This window comes from Olsenella massiliensis, assembly GCF_001457795.1.
GTDB classification, from domain to species: Bacteria; Actinomycetota; Coriobacteriia; order Coriobacteriales; family Atopobiaceae; genus Olsenella_F; species Olsenella_F massiliensis.
Map to the genome: position 1 here is coordinate 46,351 of NZ_LN898208.1, position 17,584 is coordinate 63,934.

At 67.2% G+C, this 17,584-nt stretch carries 16 protein-coding genes; 6 read left to right on the plus strand and 10 right to left on the minus strand.

Going from position 1 to position 17,584, the window contains the following annotated elements:
* Window positions 1-7 precede the first annotated feature (7 nt).
* Window positions 8-1,474, plus strand: coding sequence for a L,D-transpeptidase (locus BN3001_RS00755; protein WP_082629863.1), 1,467 nt, complete (start codon window positions 8-10; stop codon window positions 1,472-1,474).
* 71 nt (window positions 1,475-1,545) lie between these two features.
* Here the strand turns inward: BN3001_RS00755 and BN3001_RS00760 are convergent, their stop codons facing one another.
* A complete protein-coding gene (locus BN3001_RS00760; protein ID WP_058269929.1) occupies window positions 1,546-2,601 on the minus strand; it encodes a CPBP family intramembrane glutamic endopeptidase in 1,056 nt (351 codons plus the stop codon).
* A gap of 234 nt (window positions 2,602-2,835) precedes the next feature.
* Entirely contained in the window at window positions 2,836-3,747 is a 912-nt protein-coding gene (gene cysK, locus BN3001_RS00765) for a cysteine synthase A (protein ID WP_058269930.1), read from the minus strand.
* Between the two features lie 579 nt (window positions 3,748-4,326).
* Here cysK and BN3001_RS00770 point away from each other — a divergent pair.
* The 3 genes from BN3001_RS00770 to BN3001_RS00780 all read left to right on the plus strand — a co-directional run bounded on the left by BN3001_RS00770 (window position 4,327) and on the right by BN3001_RS00780 (window position 8,062).
* Window positions 4,327-5,403, plus strand: a complete 1,077-nt coding sequence (locus BN3001_RS00770; RefSeq protein WP_058269931.1) for a 6-phosphofructokinase — start codon at window positions 4,327-4,329, stop codon at window positions 5,401-5,403.
* Between the two features lie 173 nt (window positions 5,404-5,576).
* On the plus strand, window positions 5,577-6,470 hold the full coding sequence (locus BN3001_RS00775) for a class II glutamine amidotransferase (protein ID WP_058269932.1): 894 nt from the start codon (window positions 5,577-5,579) through the stop codon (window positions 6,468-6,470).
* Window positions 6,471-7,093: 623 nt separating this feature from the next.
* Window positions 7,094-8,062 carry a 3'-5' exonuclease gene (locus BN3001_RS00780; protein WP_058269933.1) on the plus strand — a complete coding sequence of 323 codons (969 nt, stop codon included), beginning with the start codon at window positions 7,094-7,096 and terminating at the stop codon, window positions 8,060-8,062.
* 134 nt (window positions 8,063-8,196) lie between these two features.
* On the opposite strand, the gene BN3001_RS00785 is transcribed toward BN3001_RS00780, so the two are convergent.
* From BN3001_RS00785 to BN3001_RS00795, 3 genes are all read right to left on the minus strand, one after another.
* Complete coding sequence (locus BN3001_RS00785) at window positions 8,197-8,433, minus strand: hypothetical protein (RefSeq protein WP_058269934.1); 237 nt, start codon at window positions 8,431-8,433, stop codon at window positions 8,197-8,199.
* 141 nt (window positions 8,434-8,574) lie between these two features.
* Window positions 8,575-10,545: a molecular chaperone HtpG gene (gene htpG, locus BN3001_RS00790; RefSeq protein WP_058269935.1), complete on the minus strand. Its 1,971-nt coding sequence runs from the start codon at window positions 10,543-10,545 to the stop codon at window positions 8,575-8,577.
* A 167-nt stretch (window positions 10,546-10,712) separates the two neighbouring features.
* Window positions 10,713-11,384 (minus strand): class I SAM-dependent methyltransferase, encoded by a 672-nt coding sequence (locus BN3001_RS00795; RefSeq protein ID WP_058269936.1) that lies wholly within the window; start codon window positions 11,382-11,384, stop codon window positions 10,713-10,715.
* A gap of 175 nt (window positions 11,385-11,559) precedes the next feature.
* Between BN3001_RS00795 and BN3001_RS00800 the strand changes: the two genes are divergently transcribed.
* Both BN3001_RS00800 and BN3001_RS00805 read left to right on the plus strand, forming a co-directional pair.
* Window positions 11,560-11,814: a TM1266 family iron-only hydrogenase system putative regulator gene (locus BN3001_RS00800; protein WP_058269937.1), complete on the plus strand. Its 255-nt coding sequence runs from the start codon at window positions 11,560-11,562 to the stop codon at window positions 11,812-11,814.
* 165 nt (window positions 11,815-11,979) lie between these two features.
* Window positions 11,980-12,633 (plus strand): DUF454 family protein, encoded by a 654-nt coding sequence (locus tag BN3001_RS00805; protein ID WP_058269938.1) that lies wholly within the window; start codon window positions 11,980-11,982, stop codon window positions 12,631-12,633.
* Window positions 12,634-12,673: 40 nt separating this feature from the next.
* Here BN3001_RS00805 and BN3001_RS00810 read toward each other — a convergent pair whose 3' ends face one another.
* The 5 genes from BN3001_RS00810 to BN3001_RS00830 are packed head-to-tail and all read right to left on the minus strand — an operon-like array spanning window position 12,674 to window position 17,551.
* Entirely contained in the window at window positions 12,674-13,819 is a 1,146-nt protein-coding gene (locus BN3001_RS00810) for an acyltransferase (RefSeq protein ID WP_058269939.1), read from the minus strand.
* A gap of 8 nt (window positions 13,820-13,827) precedes the next feature.
* Window positions 13,828-14,763: a PfkB family carbohydrate kinase gene (locus BN3001_RS00815; protein ID WP_058269940.1), complete on the minus strand. Its 936-nt coding sequence runs from the start codon at window positions 14,761-14,763 to the stop codon at window positions 13,828-13,830.
* 35 nt (window positions 14,764-14,798) lie between these two features.
* Window positions 14,799-15,566, minus strand: coding sequence for a type 1 glutamine amidotransferase (locus BN3001_RS00820; RefSeq protein WP_058269941.1), 768 nt, complete (start codon window positions 15,564-15,566; stop codon window positions 14,799-14,801).
* The gene (locus BN3001_RS00825) at window positions 15,563-16,909 is read right to left on the minus strand and encodes a MurT ligase domain-containing protein (protein ID WP_058269942.1); all 1,347 of its coding nucleotides are present in this window, start codon (window positions 16,907-16,909) and stop codon (window positions 15,563-15,565) included. Before BN3001_RS00825 ends, BN3001_RS00820 begins: the two co-directional genes overlap by 4 nt.
* A 3-nt stretch (window positions 16,910-16,912) precedes the next feature.
* The gene (locus BN3001_RS00830) at window positions 16,913-17,551 is read right to left on the minus strand and encodes an Asp23/Gls24 family envelope stress response protein (protein WP_328585278.1); all 639 of its coding nucleotides are present in this window, start codon (window positions 17,549-17,551) and stop codon (window positions 16,913-16,915) included.
* Window positions 17,552-17,584: the final 33 nt, after the last annotated feature.

Below are 17,584 nucleotides of genomic sequence, written 5' to 3' on the forward strand. Positions count from 1 at the left end.
ATCAGGCATGAGCGACCGCCCCGAAGCAACCACGGCCGTACCCACCGTGCCCGCCGCGCCCGCACGACCGACGCAGGGGGAGCATCCGTCCCGCCCACCCGAGCCCGCAGGCGGCCTGAGGCGGCTCCTGCTGCCGTTGGGCATCTCCGTGGTGCTTCTCTGCGGCGCCTACGGCGTCGGGTGCCATCACTTTTCGACCCACTTCGTGCCGGGAACGACCGTTGACGGCATGGACGCGTCCGGGCTCACGCAGGCGGAGCTCGCGCAGGCCGTCACCAGCCATGCGGAGCACTGGACGACGACGGTCAGCGGGGACGGCATCGACCTCACCCTAAGCGCCGACGACATAGGCCTGAGCATTGACGGCCCCCTCAGGGCGCGCCGCGCCCGCCAGCAGGCGGATCCGGCGCGCTGGGTGTTGGACCTCGTCAGTCCCAACCACATTGACACCGGCGTCGACGCGAGCGTGAGCCAGGAGGCGGTGCTGGCGGCGGCGCAGGCGGCGGCCGACCAGGTCAACGCCACGGCCACGGCGCCCGTCAACGCGTTCGTGAGCTATGACGAGGGCCAGCATGCCTTTACCATCACCAGCGAGGTCGCCGGGACGCAGGTGGACGCGGCTGCTGCCGCCAGGGCCATCACAAAGGCGAGCCTCGCCCTCTCCCCGAGCGTCACGCTCGGCGACGGGGAGCTCGTACAGGCGGCGGTGAGGGCGGACGACGCCCGCCTGGCGGCCGCCCGTGACGAGGCCAATCGCATCATTGGCGTCGAGCTGCCGCTCACGAGGGGCTCCGAGGAGCTCGCACGCGTCACGAGGGACCTCTCGGCCGCCTGGGTCGCCATCGATGACGACTACGCCGTGAGCGTCAGCCAGGACGCCGTCAGGGACTGGGCCGCCGGGGAGCTCGGCGCGCGCGCCGCCACGTCCGACGAGGTGCATGACTACGGCCTTGACGCCGACACCCTCGCCGAGACCCTCGCCTCCCAGCTCGATCGCGGTGACGGCACCGCCGTCGAGCTTCCCCTCGTCGTCACGGCGACGCGGCCGGAGGAGTCGCAGGGGGCCCGCGAGCGCGGGCGACACGTTGACCTCAACCTCTCCACGCAGTACGCGCGTCTCTACGACAGCGACGGCGGCGTCCTGTGGCGCAGCTACTTCGTGTCCGGCAACACGAGCGAGCGTCGCTCCACGCCCACCGGTCGCTATGCGATCCTCGCCAAGCGCACGAACGAGACGCTCATCGGGGCCGACGAGGACAAGGACGGCAAGCCCGACTATAAGAGCCACGTCAACTACTGGATGCCCTTCATCGGGAACACGGTCGGCATGCACGACGCCGGCTGGCGTCGGAAGTTCGGAGGGAGCATCTATCAGTACAACGGCAGCCATGGCTGCGTGAACCTCCCGAGCGACGCCGCGCAGGAGCTCTATGCGCTCGTCAACGTCGGCGACGCGGTCTATGTCCATTGGTAGGCTGGCGAGACGTGCGCCGTGATGGCGCCGACCGGCGCCGGCAGAGAGGCCGCCGGCCCTCTCGCCAACCGTCAGGTCGACGGGAGGAAGGCCCCGCGATAGGTCTTTAGCCTGCCCAGGCGGCGGGCCGCCTTGACGGCGACGGGCAGATACAGGGCGATGAGCACGGCGTAGAGGATGATGGTCATGGTCGCCGACCCGTCCGTGCTCACGTAGCTCGTCTCGGTCATGGGGCTCAGCAGCGCGTCGGACAAAAGCAGGGTGACGAAGTCGTCAAGCCCATGAAAGAGCGCAAGTCCCAACAGACCGCCCTCCTCGCACTCGATGACGCAGCCTGACAGCGCAAACCCATAGACCCCCGTCTGTGCGATCTTGAGGCAGGCCTGCGCGACCTGGGTCGCGTCCCGAAGATCGAGGCTTCCCCACTCGATGTGGGCGGCGCCAAACAGGAGGGACGCGATCGTGACGCAGACGAGGACGCCCCGCGTGGTCCCGCCAAAGCGAGCCAGGAGCCCCTGGAGCAGCACGCCTCTGAAGATCCCCTCCTCGAAGAGGCCCACGAGCGCCATCAGGCCAACGAGATACAGCAGGTTGAGGGCCCAGTTGGGGTCAAGGGGCGTCCCGTCGAACAGATCGCCTGCAAGCTCGATCGCAAAGAGAGCAAAGGTCACGACGAGAAGCCAGGCGAGACGGCGAAACACCGCGCGAATGGCGGCAGGACGAAAGACCCACTGCCGCCATCCCCCCAAGGCGGCGCAGCCGGCAAGCGCCAGCGCGGCGCCCGACAGCTCAAAGGCGAGGTTCTCCTCCAAGCCGACGATATAGAAGAGGGCGCCCAGCGGATACATGAGAAAGTAGATGGCGAGGCCGACGAGAACCGACAGCGCGAGCACGCCGCCCCCCGAGCGTCCTCGTGAGGACGAGGTGGACGTGCCGTCGCCAAACGATTCTCCCCGGGCGGGGACGGGCAAGGCGACGGGCGGCACGACGGTGGCGGGCGACGGGACAGGGCCGCGTGCGGGGACGGGCGCGGCGACCAGTCCCGAGGGCGCGGGCGGACCCCCGGCCTGCCCCCCGGGCGGCAGCAGGCCCTCCCCGTCGGTGCGGTCGCTCTGCTGAAGGGGCATGATGAGTCCTCTCTGCCAGGCCGTACGAGGTTCGCCCCCAGGAACCCTGGGGCGCGACGATGCCACCCAAGAGGATACCCGTTGCTCCGGCGCTTGGCACGCCCCGCCCTCGCCTACCAAAAACGCCGACGGCGGCAGGGCGGCGTCTTCGCCCGTCGTAGAGGTATCAGGGGTCACGGTCGGGCGCCGGGCGCCAGGGGTCACAACCGAGCGGCGCGGCCGCGCCCACGATGCCTACAGGTCCATCGACAGGTAGCGCTCGCCCGTGTCGGGAAGGACCGCCACGATGACCTTGCCGGCAAGCGCGACTCGGCCCGCCAGCTCGACGGCCGCCGCCACGGCGGCGCCGGAGCTGATGCCCACGAGCAGGCCCAGCTCGCTTGAGAGGCGCCTCTTGGTCGCGATGGCGAGCTCGGAGTCAACGTGCACGACCTCGTCCACGACGTCGGCGTCGTAGGTCTTGGGCACGAAGCCGGCGCCGATGCCCTGGATGCGGTGGCTGCCGGGCTGGCCGCCCGTAAGGACGGGACTCTCGCTCGGCTCAACCGCGATGACCTTGACCTCGGGGTTTCTCTCCTTGAGGTACGCGCCGGCCCCGCTCACGGTGCCGCCCGTGCCCACGCCCGCCACGAAGGCCCCGACCGTGCCGTCCGTGTCGGCCCAGACCTCCGGGCCCGTGGTCTCGTAGTGCGCGCGGGGGTTGGCCGGGTTCACGAACTGCCCCGCCACGATGGCACCGGGCGTCTGGGCCTTGATCTGGTCGGCACGCTCTACGGCCCCCTTCATGCCGTCCTTGCCGGGCGTGAGCTCGATCCGCGCGCCATAGCTGGCGGCAAGCTTGCGACGCTCGACGGACATGGTCTCGGGCATGACCAGTATCATCTTGTAGCCCCGGGCCGCGGCGAGCATGGCCAGGCCCACGCCCGTGTTGCCGCTGGTGGGCTCGATGATGGTGCCACCCGGCCTCAGGGACCCGTCCCTCTCCGCCGCGTCTATCATGGCCCGGGCGATTCGGTCCTTGATGGAGCCGCCGGGGTTTGTCGCCTCGTACTTGCCCAGGATCGTGGCCCTGCCGTCCGCGAGGGACGAGAGGTCGATGAGGGGGGTCGATCCAATGACGGACTCAATCTTGTCTGCGTACTTCATGTGCCTCTCCCTTGTGTGCACGCCCGTGTGGGCATGATGTTCGTGACGTCTGCGGACGGCGTGGGCGACCTTCCGGGAATGGCCTCTCAAGATGGCGGCTCAAGACGGCCTCCCACACTGCGAAAATCCAGAAAAAAGGGCGCCGCGGCGCCTCCTGCCCTGCCTCTGCGTCTGGTGGGTGCCAAACGGCATGGCGCTCAGGCCACGGGTCGGGCACCCTCGCCACAGGTCGAGGGAGGCAGAGGACAAGCGCGACAACAGGCGCGGCCCCACGACGATGACAGGACGCTCACGGCCCCTCCCCTCTCATGACGAACGTCAGACTGTCTGACGTGACAAGAGAAGCGTACGCAGGGCGACGGATAATGTCAAGTAAAATACTAGGAATTAGTCTCGCTCGCTACGGGCGCCCCGTGACCACCGCAGGACGACGGCGGCGGGACCACGCACGGTCGAGCAGGACCGCTGACGACTCACGTCCCTAAGCTGGTCTCCATCTTCCTTCAAATATGCAAGAATCAAGGACGGCACCCATACCCCACCCTAGCGCCGCGGCGCCGGCGCACGAGAGGACGCACCATGCTCAGGATTGGATTGCTCACCAGCGGCGGAGACTGCCAGGCGCTCAATGCCACCATGCGCGGCATCGTGAAGACCGTCCTCAACAACGCGCAGGAATCCGTGAAGATCTACGGCTTCGAGGACGGCTACCAGGGCCTCATCTACGGGCGCTACCGAACCATGGCCTGGGACGACTTCTCGGGCGTCCTCACGCAGGGCGGCACCATCCTCGGCACGAGCCGCACGCCCTTCAAGCTTCTTGACACGCCCGAGGAGGACGGCGTCGAGAAGGTTCCCTCCATGATCAAGACCTACCGCGAACTCAAGCTCGACTGCCTGTTCATGCTGGGCGGCAACGGGTCCACCAAGACGGCCAACCGCCTGTCCAGCGAGGGCCTCAACGTCATCGCCCTGCCCAAGACCATCGACAACGACACCTGGGGTACGGACATCACCTTTGGCTTCACGAGCGCCATCGACGTGGCCACCACCTTCATCGACGAGATCAAGACCACGGCCAGCTCGCACGGTCGCGTCTTCGTCATCGAGATCATGGGGCACAAGGTGGGGTGGATTCCCCTGTATGCCGGCGTGGCGGGCGGCGCCGACGTGATCCTTCTCCCCGAGATCCCCTACGACATGCGCAACGTGGTGAAGGCCATCGAGAAGCGCGATGCCGACGGCGGCAGATTTGCCATAGTGGCCGTGGCCGAGGGGGCCATCTCCAAAAAGGAGGCGGCGCTATCCAAGAAGGAGTACAAGCGCAAGGTCGCCGCACGCAAGTATTCCGTAGCCTACGAGATCGCCGAGCAGGTGGCCTCCCTGACCGGTCGCGAGGTGCGCGTGGGCATCCCGGGCCACACGCAGCGCGGCGGCGCTCCCGACGCGCAGGACCGCATCCTGGCCACGCAGTGCGGCGTCGAGGCGGCGCGGGGATGCCTGGAGGGCCAGTACGGCTTCATGGTCGCCAAGGTGCGCAACCGGATGTGTCGCGTGCCCCTCAAGGACGTGGCCGGCAAGCTCAAGTACGTCGATCCCCAAAGCGACCTGGTGCGCGAGGCAAAGCTCATGGGCATCAGCTTTGGCGACGAATAGGCCGGGCAGGCCAACTGAATAGGTTTCCCGAACAGGCCTTTCGGCCTGCGCCCCCTGGCGCCGGTTCGAACCCTTGACCGCCTGGCCCCGTGCCATGCGGTAGGTCGGGAGATGGTTAATTTTTACGCATGGGCGCGCTCACCGCCGTACAATGGCCGGAAGGGAGGAAGCGCATGTGCGAGCTATTTGCCATCAACGGACGCAGGGATGTTCGCGCCAACGGATATCTGACGGAGTTCTTTGGCCATGGCGTCCAAAATCCTCACGGCTGGGGCGTCGCGCTGCGCGCGGATTGTCTTGCGGACGCGCCTGACGTCCGCGGTCGCGAGACCATCACCAACGACGAGCACGGCCTGCTTCTGCGCTGGCGCGAGCCCGTGGAGGCGTCGTCGTCCGCCCTCGCTCGCGAGCTTGTCTCGAGCCCCCTGACGGCGCGGCACCTCCTGGCCCACATCCGCAAGGCAACCTGCGCGACCCTCTCGAGAGAGAACTGCCATCCCTTTGTCGGCATGGACGTCACGGGGCGCACCTGGGCCATGGTTCACAACGGGGTCCTGCTCAACGAGGGCATGCTCTGGGGTTATGAGCGTCGTACCACAGGCCAGACGGACTCGGAGCGGACGCTGCTGTTTCTTTTGGACGTGCTTGACGAGGCGTCGCTGCGCAACGAGGGGTCCCTGGGCTTTGAGAAGACCTTTGACGCCCTGAGCGAGGCCATAGGCCAGCTGGGCAACCTCAACAAGCTCAACCTCATCCTGGATGACGGACAGTTCACCTTCGTCCACACCAACACCGACGAGCCCACCCTGCACTATCGCGAGGTCGCAGGCGCTGACGGCAGGACATTCGCAACGATGTTCGCCACGACGCCACTTGGCGGCGAGGGCGAGCGCGACGCCTGGAGACCCGTTCCCCGCAACCGGCTTCTTGCCTACCGGGATGGCCGGCTCGTGCGGGCCTCGGTCCCCCATGGCAACGTGTTCTGCGACGCCATCCTGGCGGCACAGCGCGCGCTCGGCGGCATCTGGGAACCGCAGTCAGGGCCGCTGACGAGCCGTTCAGGCTAGCGCGGACGTAGGCGCGCCCCTGGCCAGTCGCACCGCTCCTTGCCATCCAGCCCAATCGGCGCACGCCGGGCGCGGTGTTCCGAGCTGACGGGGCTTCGTTGCATATTTTTGGGGAGTTTATTCCTTCGCTATGTGACGGCCTCAGAAAAAGTCAGCACAACTCGACCTTTTTTGGCCAAAAGTGGCTCAAAAGGCAGGGTAATGCTGACTGGATGCGTATCCAAGACGCAACGGATGAATACACGCGCTCAATTCACGCAACGTTCTGTCGTGCGCCTCGAATCTCTCGTTTAGGCCGTCCCGACGCGTCGCACGTTACTGACCGACAGTGCTCGATGTGGGCATTATTTTTTTGCATCCTGCGGAAACGTAAAAATAATGACGAGAAACCCACTTGCCGGTCATTGATAACCTCCGGGCTGATGCTCGCCGGGCTGATGCTCGCCGGGCTGAACTTCAAGATGCTCCTCGGGCCGGCGCCAAGATCGTCGCTGACCCACCATGGACGATTTCCGCCAGTCGTGCCGCCCCAAACGCCCTACACTGAAGTATCTGGTACCCAGCAGACGGGCGTAAGGGCCAAGACCCCTCTTGCCCACCGACGCGCAAGCAAAGGCAGGAACATGAACCTTTCCCAGGCAATCGAGCACGCGAGCGCTTTCGTCTTTCCCGGCTTCCTCACCGACGACGAGACCCTCATCGCCGAGCGCGAGCGCAATGAGGAGGCCATCGGTCTTCTTATGTCCGCCTGGATGGCGGCCCCCTCCGGACAGGAGACCTTCTCGTTTGACCTCGTCCGTAACCTCGCGGACCGCAATCGTGCGAGTTGCGACAGCTTTGGCATCGAGCGGCTGCGCGACGTGGCGCCCGCGACGCTTGCGCGCAAGCTCTCCGACGACGACCTCGTGCGCGGCGTGGCGGCCCTGCAGCACCGCAGCGCGGACGAGGTGCGTCGCTCCGCCGGGGTGGCCTGCGCCGACCTGGGCATCGCCTACACCGAGCGGCCCGTCTCGGGTACGGTCTGCGGCATCGACATCGAGACCACCGACCGCGACCCCGCGCGCGGCTACATCATCAACGTGGGCCTGGAGTTCATGGACCTCTCGCCCAAGGCCAAGCCCGAGCACCCCTTCAGCGGCTACTGCGGCATCCCCGACATCTATGCCGACAAGGGCGTGCCCCTGGCCTTCGTGCATCACATCAGCTGGGAGGACCTTGAGGGCAAGAGGCCCCTGCGCCAGAACAAGAAGATGCAGCGGGCCATCCTCGCGGCCTTGGAGATGTACCCCTACATGGCCCACAACGCAAGCTTCGAGGACTCGTGGTTCATGCTGCAGATAGACGGCTACGCCGAGGCGCGCAAGGCGGGGCGCATCGTGCCCATTGACACCCGCGACATCTGCCGGCGCATTGACCCCGAGTACAAGACCCTCCCCCACGACTCGCGTCCTGCGGCCCTGGAAAGCTGGGCGCTCAGGCGCGGAACCCTCAAGAGGCACCAGAAGGAGACCCACCTTGGCCTTGAGGACGTGGACCTCATGTTCCGGACGGTCCAGGCCGAGTTTTCCGAGAGAAACATGTTCACGGCCTAGCCTGCGCGCCCTGCCCGCGCGTTTCGCGAGCCCTGGCCTGGCCCGCGCATGCTCTGGTCCATGTCCGCAAACGCAGGACCGCCAGCTACGGCTGGCGGTCCAAGCGTCGTGCGTCGATTAGGGCGTGTCGGCTGCTACGCCTCGAAGGCGGCCGCCTCGTCCTTGGTGACGGGCTTGAGGTCCTGGGCGGGATAGGGCGAGTCAGGCCCGCCGACGCCCACGACGAAGTACAGGCCCTGCTTGGTCTGATACAGCGTCTCCTCGTAGCCCGCAGGATCGCCAAACTGGCCAAAGCTGCGCCTGGCAAGCTCAGTGGACTTGTCCGTGTCGAAGGTGCGACGCTTGCCCTCAAAAGTCTTGACCTTACGCATGTTCCCATCCAATCACTCGGTCTGTCACGTCCAAGCTCGTGCGAAAATGGTGTGACCTTATGAAAAATGTAGCTGAAAGCCCTGTGCGCTGATGGCACGAAACCAAGTTTTCACACGCAGCTTGCCAAGACATGACACGCGCTACATCAGCTTGGTGACGTTCTTGGCGAACTCGATGGGGTCCTCGATCGGCAGGCCCTCCACCAGCAGCGCCTGATCGTACAGGATGGACCCCAACAGCTTGAGACGGTCGGCGTCGCCCGCGTCCTTGGCGGCGACGAGCTTGCCGAACACCGGGTGCGCGGCATTGAGCTGCAGGACGCGCTTGGCCTTGGGAGCCTGGTCGGCGTCGGGCCCCTGGCTGATGACGCGCTCCATCTCGAGCGACACGGGCCCCTCGGCGGCGATGGTGGCGGGGGCGTCCCCCAGACCCGCGGCGATGCGCACCGAGCTCACGCGCTCGCCCAGGTCCTCCTTGAGCTCGTCGAACAGCTCCTGATGCTCGCTTGTGGCCTTCTTGGCCTCGGCCTTCTCGTCCTCGGTGGCAAAGTCCAGGTCGGCGTTGGCGACGTTGGCCAGCTCAAGGTCGCGCTCGTCCGTGCCCGCGTGCTCGGAGTCGCCGGCGACGGCGTCCTGATGGTAGCTGCGCATGGCCTGGAACATGAACTCGTCCACGTCCTGCGTGCAGAGGAGCACGTCATGCCCATGGGCGAGCGCCGAGGTGACGGCCGGCACCTTCTCGAGGCGCTCGCGTGAGTCACCGGCGGCGAAGTAGATCTTGTCCTGACCCTCGGGCATGGCGGCGGCGTACTCCTTGAGGGTCACGAGCCTGCCCTCCTTGGCCGACCAGAAGAGCAAAAGGTCGGCGAGGTCGGACGCCTTGGAGCCATAGGAGCTGTAAATGCCAAACTTGAGGCTGCGCCCAAAGTTGTCGAAGAACTTCTCATAGGCCTCGCGGTCGTCGTCGCGCAGGGCGGCAAGCTCCGAGCCGATCTTCTTCTCGATGCGCCGGGCGATGGCTCTGAGCTGCGAGTTCTGCTGGAGGGTCTCACGCGAGATGTTGAGCGTCACGTCAGGGCTGTCCACGACGCCGCGCACGAAGTTGTAGTGGTCCGGCACGAGGTCGGCGCACTTCTCCTGGATGAGGACGTTGGAGCTGTAGAGCGCCAACCCCTTCTCGAAATCCTTGCTGTAGAGGTCAAAGGGGCGCTGGCTGGGAATGAAGAGCAGCGCGTCGTACGACAGGGCGCCCTCGGCGTGAAAGCTGATGGTGCGCGCGGGGTCGGCCCAGTCATGGAAGCTCGTCTGGTAGAACTCGTCGTAGTCCTCCTGCTTGACCTCGCTCTGGCGCCTCTTCCAGATGGGCGTCATGGAGTTGAGCGTTTCGAGCTCCTCGTACTGCTCGTACTCGGGCTTCCAGTCGTCGCCCGCGTCCTCGGGCTTGGGCTTCTGCCGACTCTTGGTGACCATCATCCGGATGGGGTGGCGCACATAGTTGGAGTAGCGGCGCACCAGGTCGCGCAGGCCCCACTCCGAGAGGAAGCGGTCGGTGTCGTCGCCCTCGGTAGACGGGCGCAGGACGAGCGTCACGTCGGTGCCATGGTCGTCGGCGCCGGGACGCTCGTCGTCCCGCGCGGCGGCGACGGTGTAGCCCTTGACGCCGTCAGACTCCCAGGCGCTGGCAGACGACGCCCCCAGGGCGCGACTCACCACGCGGACTCTCTCGGCTACCATGAAGCTGGAGTAGAAGCCCACGCCAAATTGGCCGATGATGTCGATGGCGTCGCCCTGGTGCTCGGCGTTGGCCTCCTTGAACGCCTCGGACCCCGAGTGTGCGATGGTGCCGAGGTTCTTCTCCAGCTCCTCGGCCGTCATGCCGATGCCGTTGTCGCTGACCGTGACGGTGCGGGCGTCCTTGTCAAACGAGACGCTAATGGCCAGGCTCGACTGGTCGATGCCCAGGGCGGGGTCCTTGATGGCCTCGAAGCTCAGCTTGTCCAGGGCATCCGAGGCGTTGGAGATGAGCTCGCGCAGGAAGATCTCGCGATTGGTGTAGATGGAGTTGATCATTAGGTCGAGCAACTTCTTGCTCTCGGTCTTGAACTGCTTCATGTGACGCGTGTCCCCTTTCGCCAACGTTCATGGTCCGCCCATTCTGATACCCCAAGCGCCTGCCGACAAAACGTCGCAGGCATAAAATCTTATACAAACGCACTTAGATGTCACCGTGCCGGCGCCGCGCGCGCTGGAATCATGGGCGGTCGAGCCAGCGGACCCGCCTAGCAAACCCCCTCGACGGCAATCCAGCTGGTTTCCTCCTTCAGGTGCGCGACGGCCGAGGAGAAGCCCGCCGCCAGAAGCAGGTCGCGGTACTCCCAGGGTTCCAGGACCGTAAGGTCGTGCTCCCTGATGTTGGCGAGGGTCTCGTCAGGAAGGTCGTCCCGGCGGTAGACGTCGCAGACCAACAGGAACCGGCCGCGCGGCCTGAGGACCCGGCGCACCTCGCGCAGGCCCCGTGCGGGGTCGGGCCAGAAGTAGAAGCTCTCCACCGTGGTCACCACGTCAAAGCTGGCATCGGGAAAGGGCAGCCGGTCAACGGAGGCCTCCGTCACGTCCATGAGCCCCGCACGGAGGGCGGCCTCGTTGAACGCACGCGACTCGGCGCAGGACACGCTCGAATAGTCCACCCCGCTCACGTGACCCTGCCCCTCCCCCGCGCCTGCGCCCGCCCGTGCGATGCGGTCGAGAATCCGTCGCATCGTGGCGCCCCCGCCGCACCCGACGTCAAGGGCTCGCAGGCCCGGACGCCAGGGTAAGAGGTCAAGGGCCCAGTTGGTCACGGCGGCGTGGCTCCTGTTCATGCGCCGCAGCATCCGCGACCCACAGGTCCCCGTCGGTCGGGACGGGTCGCCCGCCTGTGTCACCTCGCGCTCGCTCATCTCGTCGTCCATGCATCGCCCCCTTGGAAGGCGGCCGCCCGAGGCCGCGTCCACGCTCGTGGCTAGAGATTCTACGTCAATCGCCCGAAGGGGATTGTCCGTCACCCCCGCGACGCGCTAGGCTAGGGACGTCCCAACGACAGCACGTGACGACCGAGCACGAAGACAGCACGCGAAGGAACACGCCATGCCCTCCAGGGTCGCACTCATCGCCATCATCGTCGAGAACCCCGCGTCCGTCCCGACGCTCAACGAGCTTCTGCACGAGCATGCCGACTACGTCATCGGACGCATGGGACTTCCCTACCACGCGCGCGGCGTCAATGTCATCAGCGTCGCCGTGGACGCGCCCCAGGACGTTATCGCGGGGCTCGCAGGCGCCATCGGCGCCCTCGACGGCGTCAGCGCCAAGACCGCCTACTCCAACGTCTATGGAGCATAGTCGTGCCGTTTTCGAGGTCGTCGGCGGCGGGCGGGGCATGCGTCCGAAAAGCGGGCGGAACATCTGTCCGAAAACGTCGCGCGTGGGGCACAAGCCTTATGGGGCCCTTGGCGCCGCTGGCCCAGGGCGCCCGCAGGCAGACGCCGCCATACGAAGGAGAGATGCGTGAAGGTCACTCGCAAGCGTAAGCACGGCAGGCTCAACCTGCACGTCGAGGGGCGCCGCGCCCACAGGAAGACCAACAACAGGTATCCCTTCCTCGACCTTGACTTCGTGGACGAGGAGCCGCTCGACGTAAAGACTCGCGTCCTCTATGGCGTCGGGGCCGTCGGCTGCGTCATCCTCGCCGTCATCGGGGCGATCTTCCCCGTCCTTCCCGCCATTCCCTTCTGGGTCCTCGCCGTCATCTGCCTCTCCCACGCCTTTCCCGGCTTTGGGCGGCTCGTGCGCGAATCGAGGCTGTACCGATGGCTCATCGCCAAGCTCAACGAGCCCGAGAAGAAGACCCGCCGCCCCATCATGCGCCGCCAGGACAAGAACAGGATCATGTGGCGCGTGAGTCTGGGGGTGCTCGCCCTCGTCGCCTTCGTGGTCCTCACCTGGAGGGTCGTGCGCTATCCTGGCGTCGTCGCCGCCGTCGTGAGCGTGGTGACCTCTCTCATCTGGGTCATCAGCTGGTTCTACCTCTTCATCTACGTGCGCGAGCCGGAGGCGACCATCAAGCCGGACGCGCGCAAGACGCCCCGGGACGCCGTGACGACGACCCCGTCCGGCCGCCGCCTGCCGCCCGACGCCCACGCACGCTCCGAGGCCAGCTAGCACCGCGGGTGGACGGCCCGTCAGGACTGGACGAGACCTGTCAAAGCGTGCCGGCAAAGCCGGGCAGCCTGCGACAGAGGCGCGTGACGGCGATCGATCCGCCGACGCCCGCGGCGACGATGACCAGCTGAAGCAGGATGACGCCCCCGACGCCCGCCGTGGCCACAAGTTCCACGACGGCGCGCGAGAGCAGCAGGAGATGCGAGAAGAGCGGATGGATCACATAGATGCCAAAGCTGTGATCCGCGACGATGCGCACCCAGGATGGGACGCTCGTCGGCGCTCCCACGACGCGACGCGCGCCGACGAAGACGAGCGCGCCGAAGGGCAGGATGGCAAGATGCTCGGGAAGGCAGAGCGCTCCCAGCCCGAGCGTGGCAGCGAGCCACTCGACGAGGACGAGGGCGCCCAGGCCCAGGCAGAGCAGGGCCGCCCACGCCCCGCCCGCAGGGGCGCCGCGCGCCTCGTCCCCGAAGGCGCCCTCGTCGCCCAGACGATGGAGGACGTGTCCCGCCAGGTAGTACGGAAGCGGAAACGCCCAGCCCACGAGCCGTGCGAGCGAGGCTGCCACGGGGACGTCGACGCCCATGAGCCCCAGGGTCGCGGGCCCGCAGCACGCAAGCCACAGCACGCCCGTCAGCAGGGACAGCCCCACGGTCGTCTGGTGACGAGCGATTGCGCGCAGGGCCGGCGTGACGAGGTAGAGCCCCAGCGTCGCGTACAGGTACCACAGGTGGTCCCAGGAACGGCCGCTCAGCAGGTTGACGAGGGCCGCGCGAACGACGTCCGCGTCAAGGCCGCCCGCCTCCCACGTTGCCTCCATCAGGCAGAAGAGCAGGCCAAACGTCATGAGCACGAAGACGACGCGCCAGACGTGCGACAAAAGCTTGCCAGGTGGCATGGGCCGGTCCGCGTCGAGCATGAGCGCCCCGCTCATCATGAGGAAGCAGGGGACGGCCCAGCGCGTCAGGGGTATGCTCGCCAGCTCCTCGCAGCGCAGCAGCGAGGGGGCCAGTCCCGACAGCGTCGGCTCGAGGCTCAGCGCGACGTAGGCATGGAGCAGCACGATGGCGAGCGCGCCCAAGGCGCGCAGCCACTGGAGGTACCAGATGGTCCCCGACGCGCGCGCGGCCCGCTCCCGCCGTCCGCCGAAAGGCGGGTCGCCTGTTCTTTGTGTCGCGAGCACCAGAGCGGCTACGCCTTCGCCTCGTGCGCCTTGACGAAGTCCTGCACCTCATACCAGCTGGGGATGGAGGACTGCGCCCCCAGGCGCGTGATGGCGATGGCCGCCGCCGCGCTCGCCAGCTTCATGCTCGAGACGATCGTCCCGCCGTCCGCGATGTGGGCGGCGATCTCGCCCACGTAGCTGTCACCTGCGCACGACGCGTCCACGATCTGGACGTCATACCCCTCGACCTTGAAGAACTTGCCGTCGGCAAGGGTCACGGAGCCGCGGTCCTTGAGCGTGATGATGCAGTTGCGCACGCCCTTGCCGTAGAAGAACTGCAAGGCCTTCTCGGCGGCCTCATCGTCCACGGGCCAGATCCCTGACAGGGCGCGGCAGTCCGTGCGGTTGACCACCAGCAGGTCAAGGTCCTTGTAGGCCTCGTCAGGCAGCGTCTCGCCGGCGCTCACCGAGGCGCGCAGAATGGTGTAGAGACCGTTGCGCTTGGCGCAGGCGAGCGACTCGAGCGCCACGGGCAGGCCGGGTCCCAGCGACATGAGAAAGACGTTGCGATGCTGGCCCAGGCCGTGGATGGCGGCACGCACCTCGCTGTAGGAGATCTTCTCGTTGGCGCCGGGGTCGGTGACCACCGCGCGGTCCTTGCCGCTGCGCAGCACGAGCGAGACGCCCGTGGCGGCACGCGCCGTCACGCTCACGTTGCTCACGGACACGCCATGGATGGTGAGGTCGCTCGTGAGCTTGCGGCCGTTATGGTCGTTGCCCACCTTGCCCACCATGTAGGTCTCGGCACCCATGCGCGCCGCGGCGACGGCCTCGTTGCCGCCCTTGCCTCCCGAGGTCGAGAGGAACCCCGTCCCGCGCAGCGAGTCTCCCAGCGTGGGGATGCCCTCGCACTCCATGGACAGGTCCATGTTCAGACTACCGAATACGATGACCTTCAGCATGAGACGATCTCTCCCTTCGATTCGTGCCGACCGCCCTACCGCACGGGGACGGCGCCCGCCATCATTCTGTCATACATGACCTTGTTCGCGGCAAGCTCCTCGCCATCGTCGAGGGGCTCGAGACTCCCCTGACCATACTTGCGCTCGAGCGCGCGCGACAGCAGATAATCGGCGACGCCCGGGTTCTTAGGCAGGAGCGGGCCGTGAACATAGGTGCCCAGCACGTTGTTGGACAGGCAGCCCTCCTGGCCCGAGCTGCCGTCGTTGCCAAAGCCGTAGGCCACCGTGCCGAGGGGCTCCACGCCGGGCCCCAGGTGCGTGCGGCCCCCATGGTTCTCGTAGCCCACGATGGGCTGGGGACTGACGCGGCTGCGCACGGCGACGTTGCCGATGAGGCGCGGCTCGGCGCGGTCGGTGTACAAGTCCACCAGGCCCAGGCCCCGGACCTTCTCGCCGCCGAGCTGGTAGTAATGGCCCAGCAGCTGATAGCCTCCGCAGACGGCGACAAGCACGCCGCCGTCGGCCACGTACGAGGCGATCTCGTCGCGCCAGCTCAGGAGCCTCTCGCAGACGATTCGCTGCTCGCGGTCGGTCCCTCCCCCCATGAACACGATGTCCACGTCGGAAAAGCCCAGGGACTCCCCCAGGGACACCTCGACGACCTCGCAGCCGAGCCCGCGCCAGGCGAGGCGCCTCTTGAGCACGAGCATGTTGCCCGAGTCGCCGTAGAGGTTGAGCAGCTCGGGAAAGAGATGCGCTATCCTGAGCCCGCGACGGGCTCCCGCCGTGATGCCCGCGCTCATCGATCGCCTCCCAGCCTGGTCAGCTCCGCCTTCGCGCCGGCGAGCGCCGAATAGTTGGTGAGGACGTAGAGGGGCACCGAGACGGGAAGGTCTCCCAGGCGCCCCACCACCTCGGTGACGCCGCGCGCGACCTCGGCCTTGATGCCAGCGTACTTGAGGCGCACCTGCACGTCGTTGGCTCGTGTCCCGCCAACGTGGACGCGAGAAACCCGCTGGTCGAGCAGGCGCTCAAAGTCCACGTCCCAGACCCACGAGACGTCCGTCCCGTCGTTGGGGTTGTCGTTGACGACCACGAAGACCGCCTTCTCGCGGTCGTCGGCGGCAAGCAGGCTCAGGTTCTGGTTGAGGCCGGTGGGATTCTTGGCCAGGTTGAGGATGACCTCGCGACCCCCCACGTCAAAGTGCTGAAGGCGGCCGTTCTGCGGGCGGTAGCGCTCCAGGGCCCGCTGCACGTCGTCCACGCCTCCTCCGACGAGCGTCACCGCCGCGCAGACGGCCAGCAGGTTGTAGACCATGTAGGTCCCGCCAAAGCCGGCGTGAAGGCGCCGGGTCGGTCGCGAGGGCATGACGAGGTCAAACGCGACGCCCTCCCGACCCACCGTCACCGCCCGGGCGGCGACGTCAAGCGCGGGGCGACGAAAGTCGCAGCGAGGGCAACGATAGCTCCCCAGCTGGGCGTAGCTCCTGAAGGCATACTCCAGCTCGGCGCCGCACGCGGGGCAGAAGCGCGCTTCGGGAACGCGGTCGGCGCTCAGGTGGAGGTCCTCGTCGATGCCAAAGGCCAGGACGCGGGTGCCGGCCTCGGCGGCGCGACGGGCCACGGCCGCGCAGAGGGGGTCGTCGCCGTTGATGACGAGCGCTGTCTGGGGCGAGAGGGACAGGGCCCGCACGATCACGTCCTGGACGTGGTCAATCTCGCCGGCGCGGTCGAGCTGGTCGCGGAAGAGGTTGAGCAGCACGAGATAGCGCGGCCTCAGGCTGGGAAGGATCCGCACGGTTGACAGCTCGTCCGCCTCGATGACGGCCACGTCGGCCGAGCGCGCGGTGAGCAGCGCCGACACGACGCCCGGTGCCATGTTGGCCCCGACGCGGTTGCACAGCACCGACCTGCCGCCCGCCTCGAGGGCGTCGGCGATGAGGTTGTTCGTGGTGGTCTTGCCGTTTGTGCCGCAGACGACCACGGAGCCCCAGGTTGCCCGCTCGGCGAGACGGCCCATGAGCGTGGGGTCGAGGGCGAGCGCGACGCGGCCGGGAAGCTGCGAGGCGTTGCGGCGCAGGACCTTTGAGAGCCCCCAGCGCGTGAGGCGCCCTGCCGTTATCGCGAGGCTGGACCTCAGGCCCATAGGCTATGCCTCCGTCTTGCCCGTCAGCCGGGGCGCCGTCGCGCCGCCGATCGCCTCGGGCTCGGCGGGCTCGAGCGCCGCCTGCTCGCTCGTGCCATGCTCGTACTCCTCCGGCGTGAGCACGTCCTCGATGCGCAGGTTGACGCCCGCCACGGACAGGCCGGTCATGCCGGAGACCTCGCGCACGACGGCCTTCTTGACGTCCTCGAAGACCTGGGGGGCGTAGGCGCCGTACTTGATGAGGACGCTGATGTTGACGCGGACCGAGGCGTCGGGGGTGACCTCCACCGACACGCCCTTGCGCGCGTCCGAGGCGCCCAGGACGTCCTGGACGCGGTTGAGCCAGCTGCCCTTCATGCCGATGACGCCCGGCACGTCATGCATGGCGATGGCGACGATCTTCTCGATGACGCCGTTGGAGAAGGTCAGGGAGTCCTCCGAATCGAGGTCCTCGTCATCGACGGACACCTCGTCCGACGAGGCGGGCTCCGCGACGCCTGACGGGACGTCGGCGGGCTCGGCCTGCTCGGCAAGCTCGGCAGAATCCGCCGAAGGCTCCCTCGTGTGCCCCTCTGCGGGGATGGTCTCGTCCCTTTGGGGGTCGTTCGTCGCAAGGCGCGAGGTTGAGCTGCTCAGAGACACGGTGCGCTCCTTTCGGGAGTGGATGGGTTAGGC